Source organism: Terriglobia bacterium, from assembly GCA_020073185.1.
In the GTDB taxonomy this organism is placed as follows: Bacteria; Acidobacteriota; Terriglobia; order Terriglobales; family Acidobacteriaceae; genus JAIQGF01.
In genome coordinates this window covers 61,350-80,747 of sequence record JAIQFT010000009.1, presented here as the reverse complement: position 1 = coordinate 80,747, position 19,398 = coordinate 61,350, and the positions used below count along the sequence as shown (strand labels likewise).

General features: G+C 62.3%; 13 protein-coding genes and 1 riboswitch. Of the genes, 12 read left to right on the top strand and 1 reads right to left on the bottom strand.

Annotation, left to right across the window (positions count from 1 at the left end; genetic code table 11):
• The first annotated feature begins 47 nt into the window (after window positions 1-47).
• The 8 genes from LAN64_04510 (at window position 48) to LAN64_04475 (ending at window position 11,927) form a co-directional block, all read left to right on the top strand.
• Entirely contained in the window at window positions 48-1,016 is a 969-nt protein-coding gene (locus LAN64_04510; GenBank protein MBZ5567096.1) for an ABC transporter ATP-binding protein, read from the top strand.
• The gene (locus tag LAN64_04505) at window positions 1,006-1,851 is read left to right on the top strand and encodes an ATP-binding cassette domain-containing protein (GenBank protein ID MBZ5567095.1); all 846 of its coding nucleotides are present in this window, start codon (window positions 1,006-1,008) and stop codon (window positions 1,849-1,851) included. Before LAN64_04510 ends, LAN64_04505 begins: the two co-directional genes overlap by 11 nt.
• Window positions 1,821-2,822 (top strand): ABC transporter permease, encoded by a 1,002-nt coding sequence (locus LAN64_04500; GenBank protein MBZ5567094.1) that lies wholly within the window; start codon window positions 1,821-1,823, stop codon window positions 2,820-2,822. Before LAN64_04505 ends, LAN64_04500 begins: the two co-directional genes overlap by 31 nt.
• Entirely contained in the window at window positions 2,819-3,850 is a 1,032-nt protein-coding gene (locus LAN64_04495) for an ABC transporter permease (GenBank protein ID MBZ5567093.1), read from the top strand. The genes LAN64_04500 and LAN64_04495 overlap by 4 nt, the downstream gene beginning before the upstream one ends.
• A gap of 43 nt (window positions 3,851-3,893) precedes the next feature.
• Window positions 3,894-5,606 carry an ABC transporter substrate-binding protein gene (locus LAN64_04490; protein ID MBZ5567092.1) on the top strand — a complete coding sequence of 571 codons (1,713 nt, stop codon included), beginning with the start codon at window positions 3,894-3,896 and terminating at the stop codon, window positions 5,604-5,606.
• Window positions 5,607-5,690: 84 nt separating this feature from the next.
• Complete coding sequence (locus LAN64_04485) at window positions 5,691-6,227, top strand: sigma-70 family RNA polymerase sigma factor (protein ID MBZ5567091.1); 537 nt, start codon at window positions 5,691-5,693, stop codon at window positions 6,225-6,227.
• Entirely contained in the window at window positions 6,224-9,097 is a 2,874-nt protein-coding gene (locus LAN64_04480) for a CHAT domain-containing protein (protein MBZ5567090.1), read from the top strand. Before LAN64_04485 ends, LAN64_04480 begins: the two co-directional genes overlap by 4 nt.
• A 1,060-nt stretch (window positions 9,098-10,157) precedes the next feature.
• Window positions 10,158-11,927 carry an HAD hydrolase family protein gene (locus LAN64_04475; protein MBZ5567089.1) on the top strand — a complete coding sequence of 590 codons (1,770 nt, stop codon included), beginning with the start codon at window positions 10,158-10,160 and terminating at the stop codon, window positions 11,925-11,927.
• Between the two features lie 870 nt (window positions 11,928-12,797).
• Here LAN64_04475 and queG read toward each other — a convergent pair.
• Entirely contained in the window at window positions 12,798-13,913 is a 1,116-nt protein-coding gene (gene queG / locus LAN64_04470; protein MBZ5567088.1) for a tRNA epoxyqueuosine(34) reductase QueG, read from the bottom strand.
• Window positions 13,914-14,372: 459 nt separating this feature from the next.
• Here queG and LAN64_04465 point away from each other — a divergent pair, with 459 nt between their 5' ends.
• The 4 genes from LAN64_04465 to LAN64_04450 all read left to right on the top strand — a co-directional run bounded on the left by LAN64_04465 (window position 14,373) and on the right by LAN64_04450 (window position 19,353).
• Entirely contained in the window at window positions 14,373-15,020 is a 648-nt protein-coding gene (locus tag LAN64_04465) for a hypothetical protein (protein MBZ5567087.1), read from the top strand.
• Window positions 15,021-15,132: 112 nt separating this feature from the next.
• Window positions 15,133-15,295, top strand: a riboswitch (molybdenum cofactor riboswitch).
• Between the two features lie 81 nt (window positions 15,296-15,376).
• Window positions 15,377-16,396: a GTP 3',8-cyclase MoaA gene (moaA, locus tag LAN64_04460; protein ID MBZ5567086.1), complete on the top strand. Its 1,020-nt coding sequence runs from the start codon at window positions 15,377-15,379 to the stop codon at window positions 16,394-16,396.
• A 195-nt stretch (window positions 16,397-16,591) separates the two neighbouring features.
• Window positions 16,592-16,837, top strand: a complete 246-nt coding sequence (locus LAN64_04455) for a hypothetical protein (protein MBZ5567085.1) — start codon at window positions 16,592-16,594, stop codon at window positions 16,835-16,837.
• Window positions 16,838-16,869: 32 nt separating this feature from the next.
• Window positions 16,870-19,353, top strand: coding sequence for a TonB family protein (locus LAN64_04450; protein MBZ5567084.1), 2,484 nt, complete (start codon window positions 16,870-16,872; stop codon window positions 19,351-19,353).
• The last annotated feature ends 45 nt before the right edge of the window (window positions 19,354-19,398 follow it).

Sequence of the window (19,398 nt, the reverse complement as noted above, 5' to 3'; positions counted from 1 at the left end):
CCGCGGCACGCTTCAACATAGGGCGACTCGACTCCTTGCGAAAAGGGATGGAAGCTCTCCTCCAGGTACGGGACCTGCACGTCCACTACAACTTATCCAGCGCCGGACCAGTATGCGCGCTGCAAGGCGTGGACTTCGTGATCAGGGAGGGTGAATCCGTCGGCGTGTTGGGCGAATCCGGCTGCGGAAAGAGCACTCTCGCCGCCACCATCATGGGGCTCTTACCGTCCGAAGCATCCGTCAGCCGGGGTTCGGTGCGCCTTCGAGGCCGGGAGCTGGTCGGGCTCAACGAGAAGGAGCTTCGCTGCATCCGCGGGACGGACCTGGAGCTTATCTACCAAGAACCCGCGCTGGCACTCAATCCGGTGCTGCGCGTCGGGCAGCAAGTCGCCGATGTCGTGCGCGCGCACATGGCCCTTGATCGAGCCCGTGCCATCCAGCGCGCGCAAGACATGCTCGCATGCGTCGGCTTGGAGGGAGAGCGTTACTTCCGGGCTTACCCGCATCAGCTCAGTGGCGGTCAGCTCCAGCGAGTTGTGATCGCGCAGGCGCTGGTTTGCCGTCCGGCGCTGGTCACGGCAGACGAACCGACCAGCTCATTGGATTCGACTACGCAGGCGGAAATCCTCGGGCTGCTCCAACGGCTACGCCAGGAGATGGGGGTTTCGTTGTTGCTCATCAGCCACGACCCGGCAGTGCTGGCTACGCTCTGCGACCGCGTGCTGGTGATCTATGCCGGCAAAATCGTGGAACAAGGCATTTTGCCGGAAGTCTATTGCCATCCGCGCCATCCTTATACGAAAGCGCTGCTGTCGTTGATGGCCGGCCGGCAGGGCGAGAACAGCGCCGGCGTGCTTCCAGCCATCCCTGGACAGCCGCCCAGTTTGTCGCTTCTCCCTTCCGGTTGCAGTTTCGAGCCGCGTTGCTCGGAGCGGCTCGAGGCTTGTGCGGCACGAGCGCCGGAAGAAGTCGCGGAAGGAGAGCGCCGCGTGCGCTGCTTCAAGTATGGCGGCTAATGGCAGCCAGGGTAGCGTGGGTGTGCAACCTCTGTTGCGCGTGGAACGGCTGCGCAAAACTTATGCGCAACGTCATCCGCTATCTCTGCGCCAACACTCGGTGACCGCCCTGGACGGAGTAGACCTGGCGGCTGCCCGGGGTTTGTTCCTGGCGCTGGTCGGTGGGTCGGGATCGGGGAAGTCCACGCTGGCGCGCTGCATCGCATGCTTGGAGCGGCCTTCGGGTGGCAGCATTTGGTTTCAGGGCAAGGACGTGGCAGGGCTGTGCGAGAGCGAACTGCGCCACATCCGCCCGAAGTTACAGCTCATCTTTCAAGATACCGCCTCTGCGCTTAACCCGCGCTTTTCGGCGCTTGAACTGGTCGAGGAACCGCTCCGGATCCAGCATTACGGCAGCGCGCGGGCAAGAGCCGAAAAAGCGCTTGACACCATGGTGCAGGTGGGGATGCTGCCAGACTGCGCCCAACGCTACCCCCACCAGTTCAGCGGAGGTCAGCGACAGCGACTGGCCATCGCTCGCGCCTTGGTGCAGGAGCCTGAACTATTGATCCTGGATGAGGCGCTGTCCGGCCTCGATCTTTCTCTCCAAGCGCAGATGGTGAATACTCTGCTCGAGCTGCGCAAGCGGCACGACCTGACCTATCTCTACATTTCCCACGACCTCGGCCTCGTGAAGCAGGTGGCCGATGAAGTTGCCGTCATGCACGGCGGGCGTGTGGTGGAACGTGCCCCCACGGCGGAGCTGTTCCGCTCTCCGCAGCAGCCGGTCACGCGGGAGTTGATCGCGGCCATCCCGGAGATTGCGTGCCTTCACCCCGCCGCCAGGAGCCAGTGACCATGCGCTACCTGCTGCGCAGATTGCTGCATGCCGTCCTCGTGCTGGCGGGCGTCTCCGTGCTTTCGTTTCTTTTTTCCGAGATGGCACCCGGCGATTACTTCGCCGAGATGCGCATGATGCCGCAAGTCTCGGCCGATACCATCGCGGCACAACGCGCCCAATACGGCTTGGATCGCCCTTTGCCCATCCGCTATGCGCGCTGGCTCCAGTCGGTGGCGCGCGGGGACTTCGGATATTCGTTCGCCTACAACGCACCGGCGCGCAAGCTGCTAGGCGTGCGCGCGCGTAACACCCTGCTGCTGACCGGGACGGCGGTCCTCCTGTCGTGGGTGCTGGCGATCCCGCTCGGCATCTGGGCAGCCAGCCATCGGCGCGGCTGGGCCAGACGTGCTTTCGGGGTCGGGACTTCTGCCTTGCTCGCGACCCCGGATCTGCTACTCGCGCTGGCATTCCTGATGCTGGCGGTGCGAACCCGGATTCTGCCGGTCGGCGGCATGTTCTCGGTGAATAGCGCCGAACTGACTCCCCTCAAGAAAATACAAGACTTGGGGACGCACATGCTGCTGCCGGTCCTGGTGATCATGCTGGGAACGGTGCCCGCGCTGTTGAGGCACGTGCGTGCTGCGATGATCGAGGTGTTGGATGCGCCATTCATCCGCGCCGCGCGTGGACACGGCCTGCCGGAGAACTGGGTGCTGTTCCGCTACGCCCTGCCCGCGGCCGCGAACCCGCTGATCACACTGTTCGGGTTCTCGCTGGCTACGCTGCTCAGCGCATCCCTGCTGGTTGAAGTCATCATGAGTTGGCCGGGGCTGGGACCGATGCTGCTGGAAGCCATCTTCGCGCGCGATTTGTACCTGGTGATCGGAGCCGTTGTGCTTTCGACTCTCTTCTTGGTGGCGGGCAGCTTGGTTGCGGACTTGTTGCTCTACGCCGCCGACCCGCGCATACGGACGGGGAAGCCATGAGCCACGACCGCAGGATTTGGGCGATCATGGCGGTATTGGTCGTCTTGCATGCCGCCGCGGTCTTCGCCGATTTCCTGGCGCCGTACGATTTCGCCACCCAGGACCGTAGCATGGCCTTTGCGCCACCGGCGCGTCTGCATTTGGTGGACAACACCGGACACTTCCACCTCCGGCCTTTTGTTTACGGAATCAAGCTGCGCGAGGGCAGCTTCACCGAATACCAGGAAGATCGAACTCACCTCTTCCCCATGCGCTTCTTCGTCGCGAGTGAGCCTTATAAGGTGTTGGGGCGGTGGACCTCGCGGCTGCGTTGGCTCGGAGTGGAAGAGCCCGGCCGCATTTTTCTGATGGGAAGTGACGGTTTCGGCCGCGACGTTTTCTCGCGCTTGCTTTATGGGGGCCGGATCTCACTGTTTTCAGGATTGTTGGCAGCCGGGCTCTCGTTGGGCATTGGCCTCCTCCTGGGAGCATGCTCCGGCTTCTACGGAGGCTGGTTGGACGACATCATCATGCGCGTGTCGGAAGTGTTCCTTGCACTTCCCTGGATCTACCTGTTGCTTGCGCTGCGGGCATTCCTGCCGCTACGGTTGGATCCTGCCGGGACATTTTTTCTTTTGGTGGGAGTGATCGGGTTCGTGGGCTGGGCGCGTCCGGCGCGGCTGGTGCGGGGAGTGGTGCTGAGTGCGAAAGAGCGCGCGTTCGTGCTGGCGGCGCGAGGTTTCGGCGCGTCGAACTCCTATCTGCTGCGCCGGCACGCGTTGCCGCCGGCCTGGGGAGTGTTATTGACCCAGGCTGCCCTGCTGGTGCCGCAATACATTCTTGCGGAAGTGACTCTCTCCTTCCTGGGCCTCGGCGTGGCCGATCCCGTTCCCAGTTGGGGAAATATGCTCGCCGAGTTGCAGCAGTACCACGTGCTGACCTCCTATTGGTGGATGTTGATTCCGGGATTCGCTCTTGTGCCTGTCTTCCTCGCCTACTATGTCCTAGCGAACCTCTTGCACCAGCGGGTAAAATCCGTAGTCTCTTAATCCAGGTCCAGGGCGGTTTAGGTTGAAATTGGCGATCGAGAAGTTGGCTCTAATCTTACTGATCGTGGCGGCGTGTACCGCTTGGGCTCTTCCCGAGGACGAGGAACTGCTCCGAACGAATGCGGAAGTCGGCCGCCGTGGTGGACGCCTGGTGGTGAGCCAGCGTGCCGAGCCCAAGACACTGAACCCGGTCACCGCCGTGGATAGTGCTTCGCGCGATGTGATCCGCCGCCTGTCCGCCGACTTGATCCACATTAATCGCCAGAGCTTCCAGACCGAGGCCGCCTTGGTGAAGTCCTGGACAGCCACCCGTGACGGCCGGAGCTACACCCTGTCCTTGCGACGCGGGTTGAAATTCTCCGACGGGAAACCTTGCGACGCCGACGATGTCGTCTTCACTTTCCAAGTGTACCTCGACGAGAAGGTGCATTCACCTCAGCGTGACCTGCTCGTCGTCGGAGACAAACCCATTGCCGTCACCAAGCTGGACGCGCACACCGTGCGCTTGGAATTCTCCAAGCCCTACGCCGCCGCCGAGCGGCTCTTCGACAGCGTGGCCATCCTGCCGCGACATCTGCTGGAGCCCGCCTACAAGGAGGGCAAGATTTCACAGAGTTGGGGACTGAACACACCTCCCGAGCAGATGGCCGGGTTGGGCCCGTTCCGGCTGAAGCAGTACGTTCCCGCTGAGCGCATCACCCTGGAGCGCAATCCGTATTACTGGAAAGTTGACCAGAAGGGTCAGCGCCTGCCGTATCTTGATGAGCTGACATTTCTCTTCGTGCCCAGCGACGACGCGCAAGTGCTTCGCTTCCAGGCGGGCGAGACCGACGTCATCAGCCGCCTGAGCGCAGAGAATTATTCCGTGCTCGCTCGGGAGCAGCAAACTCGAGGCTACACGCTCCACGATCTCGGCGCCGGCCTGGAATACAACTTCCTTTACTTCAACCTCAATGACGACACCGCCGGCAGGTTGCCCGAGGTCGAGCGCAGCCAAGCATGGTTTCGCGACCTGAAATTTCGCCAGGCCGTCTCGGCAGCTCTCGACCGCGAAGACATCGTGCGGCTGGTCTTCCAGGGCCGGGCGACTCCCCTGTGGGGGCCGGTAACGCCCGGCAACAAGCTCTGGTTGAATACCGCGCTGCCCAGGTCCCCGCCGTCCATCGCGGGCGCGCGCGATCTGCTAAAGGCGGCCGGTTTCTCGTGGAAGGGCGACACGCTGGTCGATGCCTCCGGGCAGCCCGTGGAATTCACCATTATCACCAGCGCCAGCAATAATCAGCGGCGCCAGATGGCGACCCTGGTGCAGGAGGACTTGAGGAAGCTGGGCATGCGGGTGCAGGTGGTCCCGCTGGAATTCCGCGCCTACGTGGATCGCATGATGCAGACGCACGACTACGATGCCGCCATCATGGCCATCCAGAGCGGTGACGTGGACCCGACTTCGGACATGAATGTCTGGATGTCGAGCGGCGGCACTCACATCTGGCACCTTGGAGAAATTAGACCGGCGACGCCGTGGGAAGCCGAGATCGACCGGCTCATGCAGGAGCAGCTCGTTACCTTGGACTACAAGCGGCGGAAGCTCGCCTTCGACCGTGTACAGAGGATCATTTCCGAACAGCTGCCCATGATTTGCCTGGTCAGTCCCAACATCCTGCTCGGAGCAAAAAACAGTCTGGGGAACTTCCGCCCTTCTATCTTGGACCATTACACGCTCTCCAACGTGGAAGAGCTGTTCTGGCGCCAGCAGTAGGCGATCATGGCCGCGGAACCTCCGCCGGCGCTCGAGCCCTTTCCTGCCGAGGGCCCGCTCCCCTCCTGGAGCGATGCTCGCCTGGTGCGGGAGTGCCTGAACGGAAACGAGCAGGCCTGGACCGCCCTCATCCAGAAATACAAGCGGCTGGTCTACTCGATACCGCTCAAGTATGGTCTCACCCCGGACGATGCTGCCGACGTATTTCAAGCGGTGTGCCTGGAGCTGTTCTCCGAATTGGTGAACCTGCGCAAGGCGGAAGCTCTGCGCTCCTGGCTGATCAGCGTTACGATTCACAAAAGCCTGCGCTGGAAAAAGCAGCGGCTCAGTGGACTTGAGGTCGAAGTCGATTCGCTGGAACAAGAGCCCCCTGACGCAGCCACCCTCGCGCCCGTCGCGATGCTCGAACAGTTGGAAAGGGAGCAATCCGTTCGCCAAGCCATCCGCCGCTTGCCGGCCCGCTGCGCGGAGATGATCCGCCTGCTTTTTTATGAGCAGCCGCCGTTGCCTTACGTCGAGGTGGCAAGACGCCTGGGCCTTGCGACTGGATCCATCGGCTTTATCCGCGGCCGTTGTCTGAAGCGCTTGCAGAAAGAGCTCGAAGAGCAGGGTCTGAGATGAGCAGCGCGCGTGCAGCACTTCCCCAGGAGCTGGCCTGGATCGCGGAATTGTCACGGGCGGAAACGCGGTCTGCCCGCCGCCAACTGCTTCGCAAATATCGCGCGCAGTATTCGCCAGCATTGGTGGACCGCTTGTATGACGAGGTCGTCCGGCTCTCGCGGGTGGAGCTTTTGCGCGCTGCTCCCGTTGCCGACGCAGCATTGGCGGTCGCCGAACAGTTGCGGGACCAAGGCGCGCTGGCCCAGGCGTCGCGCGCCGTGGGGCACATCCTGCTGCTGAGCGGCAAGTACAAGGTGTCCTTGCGGCGTTACGAGAAGGCACTGCAAATTTTCCAGCAACTCGGCCGGGATTTGGACGCGGCCAGAACCGCCAGTGGTGGAATGCTCCAGACGCTGATCTACCTGGGGCAATATTCGCGCGCATTCGCGCTGGCCGCCAGAGCGCGGAAGATCTTCCGGAGGCACCGGGATCGCCTGCGCCTGGCCAGGCTCGACAGCAATCTGGGCAACGTGCTCTATCGGCAGGACCGTTTTCAGGAAGCGCTGAGGCTTTACCGGCGCGCTTACGCCTACTTCCGCAAAGCGGGCGAGACCCAAGACGTAGCCATCGTCCTCCGCAACATGGCGGTCTGCTACATCAGCCTCAACCGGTTTGCCGAGGCACTGAAGATCTATCACGAGGCACGGCGCTATTGCCAGCGCCACGGGCTGTTGTTGCTGGTAGCCGAGGCGGATTACAACATCGCCTACCTGCATTTCCTGCGCGGCGAGTACACCACCGCCATTGCCCTCTATGAGACCACGCGCCAGAAGTGCAAGGAGGTCGCCGATCCCTACCACCGCGCGCTTTGCGACCTGGACCAGGCGGAGATGTTTCTCGAGTTGAACCTGGGCGAAAGCGGCACGGAACTGGCGCAGGCTGCCTACTCCGGATTCTTCGAGCTGCACATGCATTACGAAGCGGCCAAGGCGCTCACCTTCCTGGGAATCGCCGCCAGCCAGTTGGGAAAACCGGAACCATCCCTGCAGCGCTTTGACCAGGCGCGCAAGCTCTTCGTGCGCGAAAAAAACCTGCTCTGGCCGGCCTTGATTGACCTTTACAAGGCGCTGGTTCTGTACCAGGAGGAGAAACGCGACGAATCGCGGCGACTGGCCCGTTCCGCCCTGCGCTTCTTCGCCACCTCCTCCCTGCCGGCCAAGGCCGCGATCTGCGAACTGCTCCTTGCCAAGCTTGACCTCCAGGCGGAAAGATTTGGGGCGGCGAAGAAGCATTGCCTTTCCGCACTGCGGCGCCTGAAGAATGCCGAGACGCCGGCTGTCGGCTACCAGGCTTATTTCGTGCTCGGGCAAGTAAGGGAGGCGATGAAGGACCTTCAAGGAGCGGCGCGGTCATACCGGCAATCTCATGCCACGCTGGAGGACTTGCGCAGTCATTTGCTGGGCGAGGAATTGAAGATCGCCTTCCTCAAAGACAAGCTTGAAGTCTATGAGAGCCTGACTTGGATCACTCTGCTTACCCGGCCGGGGCCGAAGGGCGCTGTCTCCGCCTTCGCCTTCGTGGAACAGGCAAAGTCGCGCAGCCTGGCTGACCTGATCGCGTCCCGGGTCCACGCGATGCAGCCACGGACGCGGCGCAGCGCTGCCCTGGGAGACAAGGTGAACCAGGTGCGCGACAAACTTCATTGGGCATCTCGCCAGATCCTCCTCGAGGAACTGCGTGCGGAGGAAGGCTCACGCGCGCGCATCCGGCGCTTAAGTCGCCGGACCCGGGTTTTGGAGGGTGCGCTGACCCGCGCCCTGGCCCAGATCCGGAACTCCGACCGCGAGTTTGCCGAGTTGCAAAGCGCGGGCACCGTCGGGCTGGATGCGATCTGCTCTTCGCTTCCGCAGAATTCAGTTCTGCTGGAGTACTACCACGCCCGCGGCGTGTTCTACGTTTGGCTGGTGAGAAAGCACTCGGTGGAAATGGTGCCGCTGGGACCGATCGAGAAGGTCCGCGATCACCTGCGGCTCCTGCAATTCCAGCTTTCGAAATTCCGCTTAGGGCGGGTGTTCGCCGATGCACTCAGTCCGGCTTTACATGCTGCGGCCTCCTTTCACCTCAGCGAACTTTACCGCGAGCTGATAGCGCCCATACGTGATCGCCTGGACGCCGAACACCTGGTAATCGTCCCGCATGGTTTTCTGCACCAACTTCCCTTTCACGCGCTGTTCGATGGGGGAAAATGGCTTTGCGACGAGTTCTCGATCTCCTATGCCCCCAGCGCCAGCGTGTTTCACCTGTGCGCGGCAAAGCGATCGCGTGCGCCGGAGCGCTCGTTGGTGTTTGGTATTCCTGATCCCCGGGCGCCCCACATCCGCCAGGAGGCGGAGTTCGTCGCTTCCGTCCTGCCCAATGCCACGCTGTTCCTGGGTGAAGAAGCCAGCGAGGACCGGTTGCGCGCTTACGGGCCGGTGAGCCGCTTCATCCACATCGCAACCCACGGCCTGTTTAGGCGCGACAACCCGATGTTCTCATCCATCCGGCTGGGCGACTCGCAGCTCACTCTGTTAGACCTGTACCAGCTACGGCTGTCTGCCGAATTGATAACGCTTAGCGGTTGCGGCACCGGCCTGAACGCAGTGGTAGGTGGAGACGAACTGCTCGGACTAGCGCGCGGCCTGCTCTATGCCGGGGCGCAGGCGCTGGTGGTTACACTCTGGGATGTAAACGACGAGAGCACCGCCATGTTCATGAAGTGCTTCTATGAAGAGCTGACCTGTACAACCAACAAGGCCGTTGCCCTGCAACACGCGATTCATAGCCTGCGCTCCAGCTATGCTCATCCCTATCACTGGGCCCCCTTCGTGCTCATCGGAAAGTTCGCCTAACGACAGCTCTCAGCCGTATCCTAAGTAAGGGAAGCCTTTTCAGTTTGACGGTGAACCACCACGCTGCCACCCGCTCGTTCAAGGAGGATGGCCGGTGGTACCATCCGTTCTGAAATGTCATAGCAGAGGGCGATCTTCAATGAGATGCGTGCGCAGCCGCGCGACGTTTCCTTCCGTGTCGCGCTTGTGTCTGCCTATAGGGATCGAGCAGACTTCGGTCGAGCGCCGCCTCGGCGCTTTCTTGTGGTGACACAATCGCGCGCCGAGGCGACAATCCGCTCTTTCCAAGTTCCGCTACCGGATGGGTCGCGTCACCGTGGAAGCGCACAGAGCGCTTCGCCGACTCGAGTTTCTTCCGTGGGCGCATAAGCACGAAACTGGATCCACAGTTTCGCAAGGCACACCCAGAGGTCAGTCGGGCCTCGGCGATTCCCAGCCGCTCGCGAAATCCTGGAGAGCGGGAACCCCAGCCTCGATCGTGGGGAGGGCTAAGAAGGCGATCCCGGTTACCCGAGGCCAGAGTTCACGTATATAGGGTCTCGGGCCGCGTAAAAAATATAGGGGTATCTCGCTATGGGAAAAACAGTTGGGAGAGGAGGATTGACAGGCATACGTGAGACAGGAGTTACTATTTGTTGCGCCGTCGAATCAGTAAGTTGCGGCTGCCGATCAGTGGAGGTTTTCGGAACAGCCGCATCATGGCCTCGCGCTCGTTTCAGCGCAGCATTCGCTTCATGCCCCTGATTTAGTGCGAAGATGCTGGCGTAGAGCGCAACTAGTGCGCGTCCTTCGGGGAGATTGAGATTCATACTCCGTTCTGTCTTGGCCATACTTGCCTCTCACTCCCCCATGGCCCGCCTTTGTGCTGGCCACGGCGTAGTTTCTGGAGGGTACGGTTACAAGCCAGCCCGAAATTGGTGCAGGTGGCGAAGGAGAGGGCTGTTTCCAGCACAGCAATCCGATCACAACATCCGATTATTTTTTGGCTGCGCTCTCTTTTTCTAGCGTACTATGTCGCACACATCGCTGATCAAGTCGACCGGAAGCGGAGAACGTGAGTGTGAAGTTCGGCGTGCTGGTCTTGGACTATGATGGCACCATCGCCGTCGACGGGGTGCTGGACCCGGATGTGCGTTCGGCCATTGCCGAGGCGCGCGCGGCGGGCATTGTCGTAGTCCTGGCGACCGGACGCATTTTGAACGACCTGCGGCGCGAGGCCGGCGATCTCGGTTTCGTCGACGTCATCGTCGCCGAGAACGGCGCTGTCCTGGCATTTCCCGGCTCGGGTTACTCCAGCGTCCTTGCCTCATCTCCGCCTGCTGCCTTCCTCGACGCACTCCGCCAGCGCGGAATTCCAATCAATGCGGGCGAGTGCGTCGTGGAAGCTCCTGCTTCGGCGGCGTACGACGTATTGTCGGTCGTCCGCGAGATGCGGCTCTCGCTGGTCCCCGTGTTCAATCGCGACCGGCTGATGGTCTTGCCCGACGGTGTCAGCAAAGCCACCGGACTACGGGTGGCACTCTTTGACCTGCGACTTTCGTCCCACAATGCGATTGCCATTGGCGATGCGGAAAACGATCACCGCATGCTCGAGATGTGCGAGATCGGCGCGGCTGTGGAATGGGGCAGTCAGGCGCTCAAGGCGGCGGCCGATGAAGTCGTGAACGGGTCGGGGCCGCCCGACGTTGCGTCCTACATCCGGCGCTTGGTTCATTCTCGCAGCCTGTTGCCTTCACGCGTTGGCCGCCGCCGCCTGTTGCTGGGACATGATTGCGAAGGCTGGCCCATGGAACTGTCCTTCCGCGGGCGCAATCTACTGATCGCCGGGGACCCGAAATCGGGCAAGTCCTGGGTCACCGGTCTGCTCTGCGAGCAGCTCGCTTTTTACCGCTACTGTGTGTGCGTCATCGACCCCGAGGGCGATTATACGGGGCTTGAGGTGCTCCCCGGTGTGACGGTGCTGGGCGGCGACAGTCCGCCACCGCGTTCCCACGAACTGCTCCGCGCGTTACGGCACCCGGACATGAGCGTGGTGATCGATCTTTCGCGGCTCACGCACGCGGAAAAATCCGAGTACATGCAATCGCTTCTCCCCGCATTGGCGCTCGTCCGCCGCCGCACTGGCCTGCCTCATCGCATCGTGGTCGACGAAGCGCATTACTTCCTTCAGGGTCCAGAGGCAGCGGATCTCCTTGACCTCGAATTGGCCGGATATATCCTTGTGACCTATAAAGTAGCGCGGCTGGATCAACGCGTGCTGGATGCCACGGAGACCATCATCGTGACGCTTGCGACGGACCCCAATGAGGTGGAGACCCTGGCCGCGCTCTGCCGTGTCAAGGATCGTGAAGAGGAGTGGGGCGTCACCCTTGGGCAACTGCACCTCGGGGAAGCCGCGGTGCTGACGGGCGGGGAGGGAGCGGAGAGCGGGCTCCGCCGGTTCCGGCTTGCGCCGCGGCTGACATCGCACGTCAGACATCGGGAGAAATATCTCGACGTACCCATACTGAGAGGCCAGGCATTTGTGTTCGTGTCAAGTAAAGGCTCTTCGGGCCAGCAGGCCCGCAGCCTGCGGGAATTTGTCGATGTCGTTGCTGCAACACCCGCTACCGAACTCCACGGACACCTGCGCCGCAGGGACTTTTCGCGCTGGGTCGAAAACGTTTTCGGCGACCACCACCTCGCCTCGCGCCTGCGGCAACTCGAAGAACTCTATTGTTCTGGAGGGGCGAGTGACATCAACCATGCCATGGTGCAGGCGATCTGCGAACGTTACGATCTTGATCTTCCCAAAAGAGGCCTGCTGCTGGGAGATTCGGTAGTTTCATGACTCGCGACACAACTTAGCCGGTTTGAACGCGCGGATGCAGGTGGCCCTTTCCAATTCCGAATAAGTCGGAACTGCGGACCAGCGTCTACGAAAGGCGCGAAGAGCAAAGGCCCAACGCGGAGTCACATGCTGCGTCGGGCCTGCTTGTCCGATCGTCTGCCGCCGGTGAGATTCGCTGACTATTTGTTCGCCGTCAGGCGGTCGTAGATGAAGCCGGCTACGCCGCCGGAGATGGCGCCGATGGCCGCGCCCTTACCGCCGCCGGCGATCGCGCCAATGGCAGCGCCCGTACCGGCCGAGCCGGCAACGATCAGCGCCGACTTCTCGGTGGAGCGGTAATGACGAACCGGCTCGCCGTAGGCGTCGCGGACAACCCGGTCGTTATAGGTTGAGTTGGCGTAGGTTGAGGTGGCGTGGCGCGCGCGCGCGCTCGGGTGGTTGATACTGGCCGGTCGGAGTTTGCCGGCGAAGGACGGTCGTAAACCGCGGGTTGCATGACGGTGTCATCGGCCTGGGCGACCTGGGGTGGGTGCGGACTTACGAACTTGGGAACCGCCCACAGTCCCAGCGCGGAAACCAGCACCGCAGTGATAACCGCGGAAACAATCGCCGAACGGACGACGGTGGATTTCATCTCTTCCTCCCGGCTGAGCCTTGCGGCCCAACCTGCACAACGCGTCGGAAGAGCAGTGTGCGTGCCAAATGCAAGTATATGAAAATCTGTTAGTTGTAAGTTCTTGCCAGCCTTAGAGCAGGGAAGATTTCGCGCCGTAGTAAGTAATTACTTACATGGTGCGCGGGTCGCGCTGACGGGCTACGGATAGGCGTGCTGGCATCGAAACGCTCGGGGTGAATATCGAAAGCCGCCGGTCACCTGCGTTGGCGGAGTTTGTCTATGGCCCAGCGGGCGTGGGAGGCGACGGTGGCGTCGAGATCGGCGGCGAGTTTTTCCAGTGTCGGCAGGAAGCTGGAGTCGCCGCTGTTGCCCATGGCGATGGCCACGTTACGACGCAGGCCATTGTACTTGGCGCGCTTAATGGGTGAGCCGCGGAAGGTGGCACGGAATTCGTCTTCGTTCATCGCCGCCAGCCATTCCAGCGCGGGATTCACCAGACCAGGGCGCGGGGCGAACTCAAGTGCGGCGGTGACGGGTGCGCGGCGGTTCCACGGGCAGACGTCCTGGCAGATGTCGCAGCCGAAGACGTGGCGGCCGATACCGTCGCGCAGGTTCTCCGGGATGTTGCCGCGCTTTTCGATAGTGAGATAGGAAATGCAGCGGGTGGCGTCGAGGTGGTAAGGCGACACAAAGGCGTCGGTCGGACAGGCGTCCAGGCAGCGCGTGCAGGCGCCGCAGCGGTCGGGCGCGGGAATATCGGGCTCAAGCTCGAGCGAAGTGAGGATCACGCCGAGAAAAATCCACGAGCCAAAGTGCTGATGGATGAGGCAGGTATTCTTGCCTTGCCAGCCAATGCCGGCGTACTTGGCCCAGACGCGCTCGACCAGCGGGCCAGTATCCACGTAGCAGCGGGTTTCGCAACCGGGCGATTCTTGCTTCAGCCTTGCTTCGACGACACGCAGGCGGCTCAGGAGAACGGCGTGGTAGTCCTGGACGGACCAGGCATAGCGGGAAATCCACCCGGAATTCGGCGATGGTCGATAGCCCCGACTGCGCTCGGGGCAGGCTATGGCGGATGGAGGGTCGGTCGAGCGCGGCTGACGGGTGTTGTAATTGATCGCGCAAACGATGACTGAGCGCGCCCAGGGAGCGACTTCGGCGAGCCCAGCCCGCTTCAGATCGCCCGACTCGCCGCGGGATTCGAGATAGCTCATTTCGCCGGCGTGGCCGGAGGCGATCCAGGCAGGAAAATACTCGAGTTCGGGAAATTGGCGCACGGGGGCGATGCCGCTGAGGTCGAAGCCGGCGGCGCCGGCGGCCCGGCTGATGAAGTCGGTGATGGCGGTGGCGGAGGGCACGAGTTGCGCCAACTATCCTACCGCGATATCCAGTAGCGTTTTTGTTGGGCGACCGGTTCGAATCCGACAGGGCGATGTTTTCCACAGTTTATCCACAGTTTTATTTGGTTCAGGCCACAATGGGACACCGTCCCAAATTGAGACTGAGCCAAGAAATCAAGAAAGCAGGCAACCGGGGGCCGCCGGAGTGACATCTACAAGCTCACACCCGCAAGTACCAGCGAGGTGGAGGAAACGTTGATTATTGCTGGTGAAAACCGCTGGTAGGACAAGCGGCGGGGAAACTAGGTCCGAATCAACCAGGTAAGTTACTAAGGTAACCAGGCGGGACTTTCGTCATGCGTTGTGTTATGTGTGGATCGCGGGCCGATGGTGTTACCGCCGATGCCCTGGGATTGAAAAACCGTTGCCGCAACTCCAAAAGCAAAGTACGATTTACGCTCACTTAAATACATGACAAGGTCGGTTTTCATGACTGATCGATTGCTGGGAAGAGTTCTTGCACTAATGCTCGCGGCGCTGCTTCCGGCGGCGACAATGTCGGCGGAAACACACCCTGCGATGCTGTACGCCACGAACGCGGTCACGCTCAACGGAGTGGGCGCGGCGAATTCCTCTGCGGTTTTCTCGGGTGACACCATCCAAACGCCTGCCGACAGCGCGGTGACGTTAACCGCGCAGGGCAGCACGGTGCTGGTGGGCCCGTCGTCGTTGCTGGTGTACCAGGGCGACGCGGTGAGGCTGAGTTCCGGTTCCACGATGGTCACCACCGAAAACAGTATGAAGACGCAGATCCAAAAGCTGGTGGTGACACCAGCGTCGGAAGGGCGCTCCAGCTATCGGGTGGTACGCGGTAGCGGCAAGGTCATGATCGCGGCGCTGCGCGGGTCGGTGAAGTTGACCGACGGCAGCAGCGAGAAGCTGATCGCGGAAGGAAATGCAACCACCATTGCGGATCCCGAGCCGCTGCCACAGGCCGATGCCGGCGTCAGTCACGGCGCGGTGGTCAACAAAGGGAATGCAATTGCCCTCGGAGCAGGGGTTGGACTTGGGGTGCTGATAGGGTTCGTAGCGTGGGAGACCACAAAAAGTAGCAACAGGCCGCTTAGCCCGCCGTAAGAGATTTCTGAGTTCGTGCCTCTAAGCCCCGGGCACGTCGGCCCGGGTTTTTTATTGAGGCAACCCTCCGCCGGGCTTGCGAACCCCGGAGCTTGACGAGTGCATCTATAATACGGTGCGTGGTTTCCGACCGTCTGGACCTTCAGGGATACCATGGTCCCGGCGGCGACTCCCGGCGTGGTTGAACCGGGATCAGGGTGCAGGTGGAAACGCCGGCGCCTCCCGTGCCCATCGGCAGGATGGGCCACTTGGAAAGGAAACGCCTTCCAGTGGACAGCGTTCTCCGGCTGTCACGTGAGTCCGCCCTGAGCTCCCAGTTTCAGCCAGACTTTGAGTTTTCAGTTTGCGAGCATGGTATGGCGGCGATCGCTGAACTCGCACGGGATACGCGGCTGACGGACAAGTACGGGCGCGCCATTACCGATCTGCGCATCGCCATCACCGACCGCTGCAATTACAAGTGCGTGTACTGCCGCACCGGGAACCAGGGCGCGCTTTACGCCGAGTTGCCGTTCTCCGATTACTTGCGCATCGCGCGCGTGCTCACGTCGCTGGGAATTACGAAGGTGCGAATCACGGGCGGAGAACCGCTGCTGCGGCATGGCGTGGTGGAATTTGTCCGCGAGTTGGCGCGCCTGCGTACCCTTGACGGCGAGGCGCTGGACATCGCGATCACGACCAACGGACACCTGCTGGCGGACTTGGCGCAGCCGCTGAAAGACGCAGGGCTGCGGCGGGTCACGGTCAGCATGGACGCGGTCGATGCGGAGCGGTTTGCGCGCATTACCCGCGTGTCCAACGGCTTCGAGGCGGTGCTGGCGGGAGTGCGGGAGTCGCGGCGGGTGGGACTGTCGCCGGTGAAAGTCAACTGCGTGCTGCTGCGCGGCTTTAACGACGATCAGATTCCCGCTTTCGGCAGGTTCGCGCGCGAAGAAGGCGTGGTGGTGCGCTTCATTGAGTTCATGCCGCTGGAAGAAGATCGGGTGTGGTCGCCGGAAATCGTGGTGCGGCTGGAGCAAATCCTGGAGCGCATGGCGGAGTTTCGGCCGCTGCGGGAAATTCCCCACGAGCGCAGCGAGACAGCGCGGCGTTACCGCTTCGACGACGGCGTGGGCGAGATCGGGATCATCGCGCCGGTTTCGCATCCCTTCTGCGGGCACTGCAGCCGGGTGCGCGTCACCTCGGACGGGAAAATCCGCACTTGTCTGTTTTCAGCTTTCGACCACGATCTGGCGTCGGTCATGAGGCAGGGCGGTTCGGACGACGACTTGGCGGCATTCCTCCGTAAAGTCATCCAGCGTAAGGAAGCGCGCCACCGCATCGGTGAGCCGGACTTTGTGCCGGCCTCAAGGACGATGGTGCATATCGGCGGGTAAGACTAGAAAGTGCGGCGCCGGCTATGGCGTCCCCGCCTGCGTTATGTTAGTAACCCCAGTTTTTGCTTACTTCAGTTATCTATCCCTCTGCCGCCAAAATCACGACAATTTATCTGCTTCAATTTTTCACTGAATTCGAGTTAAAGTAACGCAACACCCAGATGACAAGTCCAAGAGGAAGTCGTGTGATTCCCCATGAAGAATCTCTACGAAGTGTTGCGGCAGAAAGAACTCGAAATTCAGCAGTTGCAGAAGGAAATTGAGGCGTTGCGCGTGGCCGCGCGTTTGCTGGCCGATGACAACGATGCGGAAACGAGCGCTTCAAGGTCCGTGCCCAGCATGGTGACGACACCACGGATTTCCGCGGCGGCGGCCGTCGTCGCTACGGTGAAACCGGCGGAGCCAATGGCTCCGCCGTCCGGCATTCGGCAGTTCCCGTAATCGCGCGGCCAGATTGGCTCGGGTAAGAACAGATGGGCACGATACTGACGGGAGAGACCGAACCGCCTAAGGACGAAGGCGCGAATGACCGGCGTACTTCGCTGCGGCGCAGCGTGGTGGATTCGCAGCTGATCACCGTCGACTTGGCGTTCCAGACCGGAGCGCTGCTCCTCGATCTGAGCGAGACTGGCATGGGCGTGCAAGCGCTGGGCAGCGTGCCCAGCGGCACCACCACCCCTCTCCATTTTGATCTTCCGGAAACCGGCGGACGGATAGTCGGCGTGGGCCGGATTGCGTGGACGGACAGCTCGGGGCGGTTGGGAATCCGGTTTGAGGAAATTGCCGAGAGGAGCCGGCTTCACCTGGCGCAGTGGCTGGCGCGCGACCGGCGTCCGCTGATCGCGCCCGGCCCGAATGTGGCGCTTCCGTCCTGGCCACCAGCGCATACGCGCGACGAAATCGCCGCCCTGCGCCGCGAGCTGACCAGCGATAAGCTCACCGGTGACGCGGCGCTGACGTACATCGTGGAACGAGTGCGCAGCATGACTCGCGCCACCGGCGGTGCGATTGCCCTGGAAGAGGGCGGAGAGATCGTGTGCCGCGCCAGCAGCGGGAATGCGCCCGGTATCGGGGCACGGGTCGATCCCAACTTAGGACTTTCGGGCGAATGCGTGCGCACCGGCGAGATTGTGCGCTGCGAAGACACGGAAACCGATCCTCGTGCCGACCGCCTGGTTTGCCGCCGCCTGGAACTGCGTTCCATCGTGATTGTTCCGGTGCGCGTGCAGGGATGTCCGGCGGGCGTGTTGGAAGTGTTTTCCTCCCGAGCCCACGCCTTCGAAAGCAGTGACGTGCTGCTCCTGCGACGCGTATCCGAACTGGTAGCGGGGATCACCGTCAGCCAACCGGGGCCGGCGCCGTCCTCTGTCTCGCGTCCGCACACGGTGATGGCAGCGGCGCTAATGGAACCGTTCCTGGCAGATCCGCAGGCGGAAGAAACCATGCCGGCTATGATCGAAGAAATCCTCAAGCTGGACGTTGAGGAGCGGCCTGCGCCGCCGCCTGCGCCAAAGCCGCAGCCAGCAGTTGAACCGACGCCGGTTGTCGTATCCACCGCAAGCGTTGCACCGGTCGAGCGGCCTGTGCCGCCGCCTGCGCCAAAGCCGCAGCCAGCGGCTGAACCGACGCCGGTTGTCGTATCCACCGCAAGCGTTGCACCGGTCGAGCGGCCTGTGCCGCCGCCTGCGCCAAAGCCGCAGCCAGCAGCTGAACCGACGCCGGTTGTCGTATCCACCGCAAGCGTTGCACCGATCGAGCGGCCTGTGCCGCCGCCGCCCGTGCCTGCTCCGGTCGTCAAGTCCGAGGTCAAGGCAGAGCAGGAACCGCCAGCGAAGCGCAGCTTAGTGGCGGTGGAAAAAACAGTCGCGCCGCCACCGGTGGAAAGAGTCGCGCCGAGAGAAGCAAGTGTGCCGGCGGTGGTCAGTGTTCCAGTGGTAGCGAGTACTCCGGTTGCGCCGCTGGAGGCAGTGGCGCCTCCGCCGCCGGTCAACAAGCCTGATTTTGTCAAGCCGCGCGCGATGGCTGCTGCGGCGGCTGCGGCCGTGCAGGCTTCCGCCCGGCCCAAGCCGGCGCCGGTGCGAGATCAGGATGAGGATGGTGGCGACGAACTGCCCACGGCTGCTTCGACACGCGAAGCGGTGTTGTCCAGCTTGGCGGCGCAACGGCCGTCGCCCTGGAGGCTGAGAACTACCGGCGGCGTCATCCTGGTGGCGGTGCTGGTGATAGGCGGATGGCAGGTCTGGCGGGCGTTCGCCCCTCCCCAGGGCACGCCCATGGACAGCGAGTTCAAGCGAGCCAATCCTGCTGCGGCACCGCCCAGCAATACGGCTGCACCCACGATTGCGGCGAGTACGACTGCGGCGCCCGTTCCGGCGAACGCCGTGCCGCCGGCGGCAAAACCGTCGGCGTCGCAGCCCGGCGTAGCCGTCGCCAAGCCAGTGCCCGTCGGCGTCGTCACCGCGCCGGCGATTCCGCCAGGTCCCGCGAAGGACACTCCAGAGGAGAAGGTCGCGGAGACGATTACGTTACCGCCGCCCAACGTTACCAACGTTACTAAGGCAATTAAGGCAGAGGCCGATCCGCCTCCGGCGATTGCGATGGCTACGCATGCGCCGAGCGAATTGTCAGCCATTTCCCACGTGCTGCATGCGCCGGTGCCGGTGCCCACCCTGGAGGCGAGAGTTTCGCATATCAGCGGCGGCAAGCTGATCAAGAGGTTTGACCCCGTCTATCCGTCCGGCGCCATGGGTATGCACGGCGAAGTGATATTGAAGGCGACCATCAACCGCGAGGGCAAAGTGACTGCGGTGCAGGTCGTCAGAGGCCAAGCGGTTCTGGCGCAGGCGGCGGCCGCTGCCGTGAAGCGCTGGCGCTACCAGCCCTTCGTGTTGAACGGAACACCGCTCGAAGTCGAAAACACGATCACGGTTAACTTCAAGGCGCCTGGGCAGCGGTAAGTGCCGCCTCCGTTTTAACTTGCGCCGGCCAATCTCCTGGATGCA

Bases quoted from the DNA above. Each gene is read 5' to 3' on its own strand.
- LAN64_04480 (MBZ5567090.1), top strand. From the start codon at position 6,224: ATGAGCAGCGCGCGTGCAGCACTTCCCCAGGAGCTGGCCTGGATCGCG.
- LAN64_04510 (MBZ5567096.1), top strand. From the start codon at position 48: ATGGAAGCTCTCCTCCAGGTACGGGACCTGCACGTCCACTACAACTTA.
- moaA (MBZ5567086.1), top strand. From the start codon at position 15,377: ATGGCGGCGATCGCTGAACTCGCACGGGATACGCGGCTGACGGACAAG.
- LAN64_04465 (MBZ5567087.1), top strand. From the start codon at position 14,373: ATGACTGATCGATTGCTGGGAAGAGTTCTTGCACTAATGCTCGCGGCG.
- LAN64_04450 (MBZ5567084.1), top strand. From the start codon at position 16,870: ATGGGCACGATACTGACGGGAGAGACCGAACCGCCTAAGGACGAAGGC.
- LAN64_04455 (MBZ5567085.1), top strand. From the start codon at position 16,592: ATGAAGAATCTCTACGAAGTGTTGCGGCAGAAAGAACTCGAAATTCAG.
- LAN64_04505 (MBZ5567095.1), top strand. From the start codon at position 1,006: ATGGCGGCTAATGGCAGCCAGGGTAGCGTGGGTGTGCAACCTCTGTTG.
- LAN64_04495 (MBZ5567093.1), top strand. From the start codon at position 2,819: ATGAGCCACGACCGCAGGATTTGGGCGATCATGGCGGTATTGGTCGTC.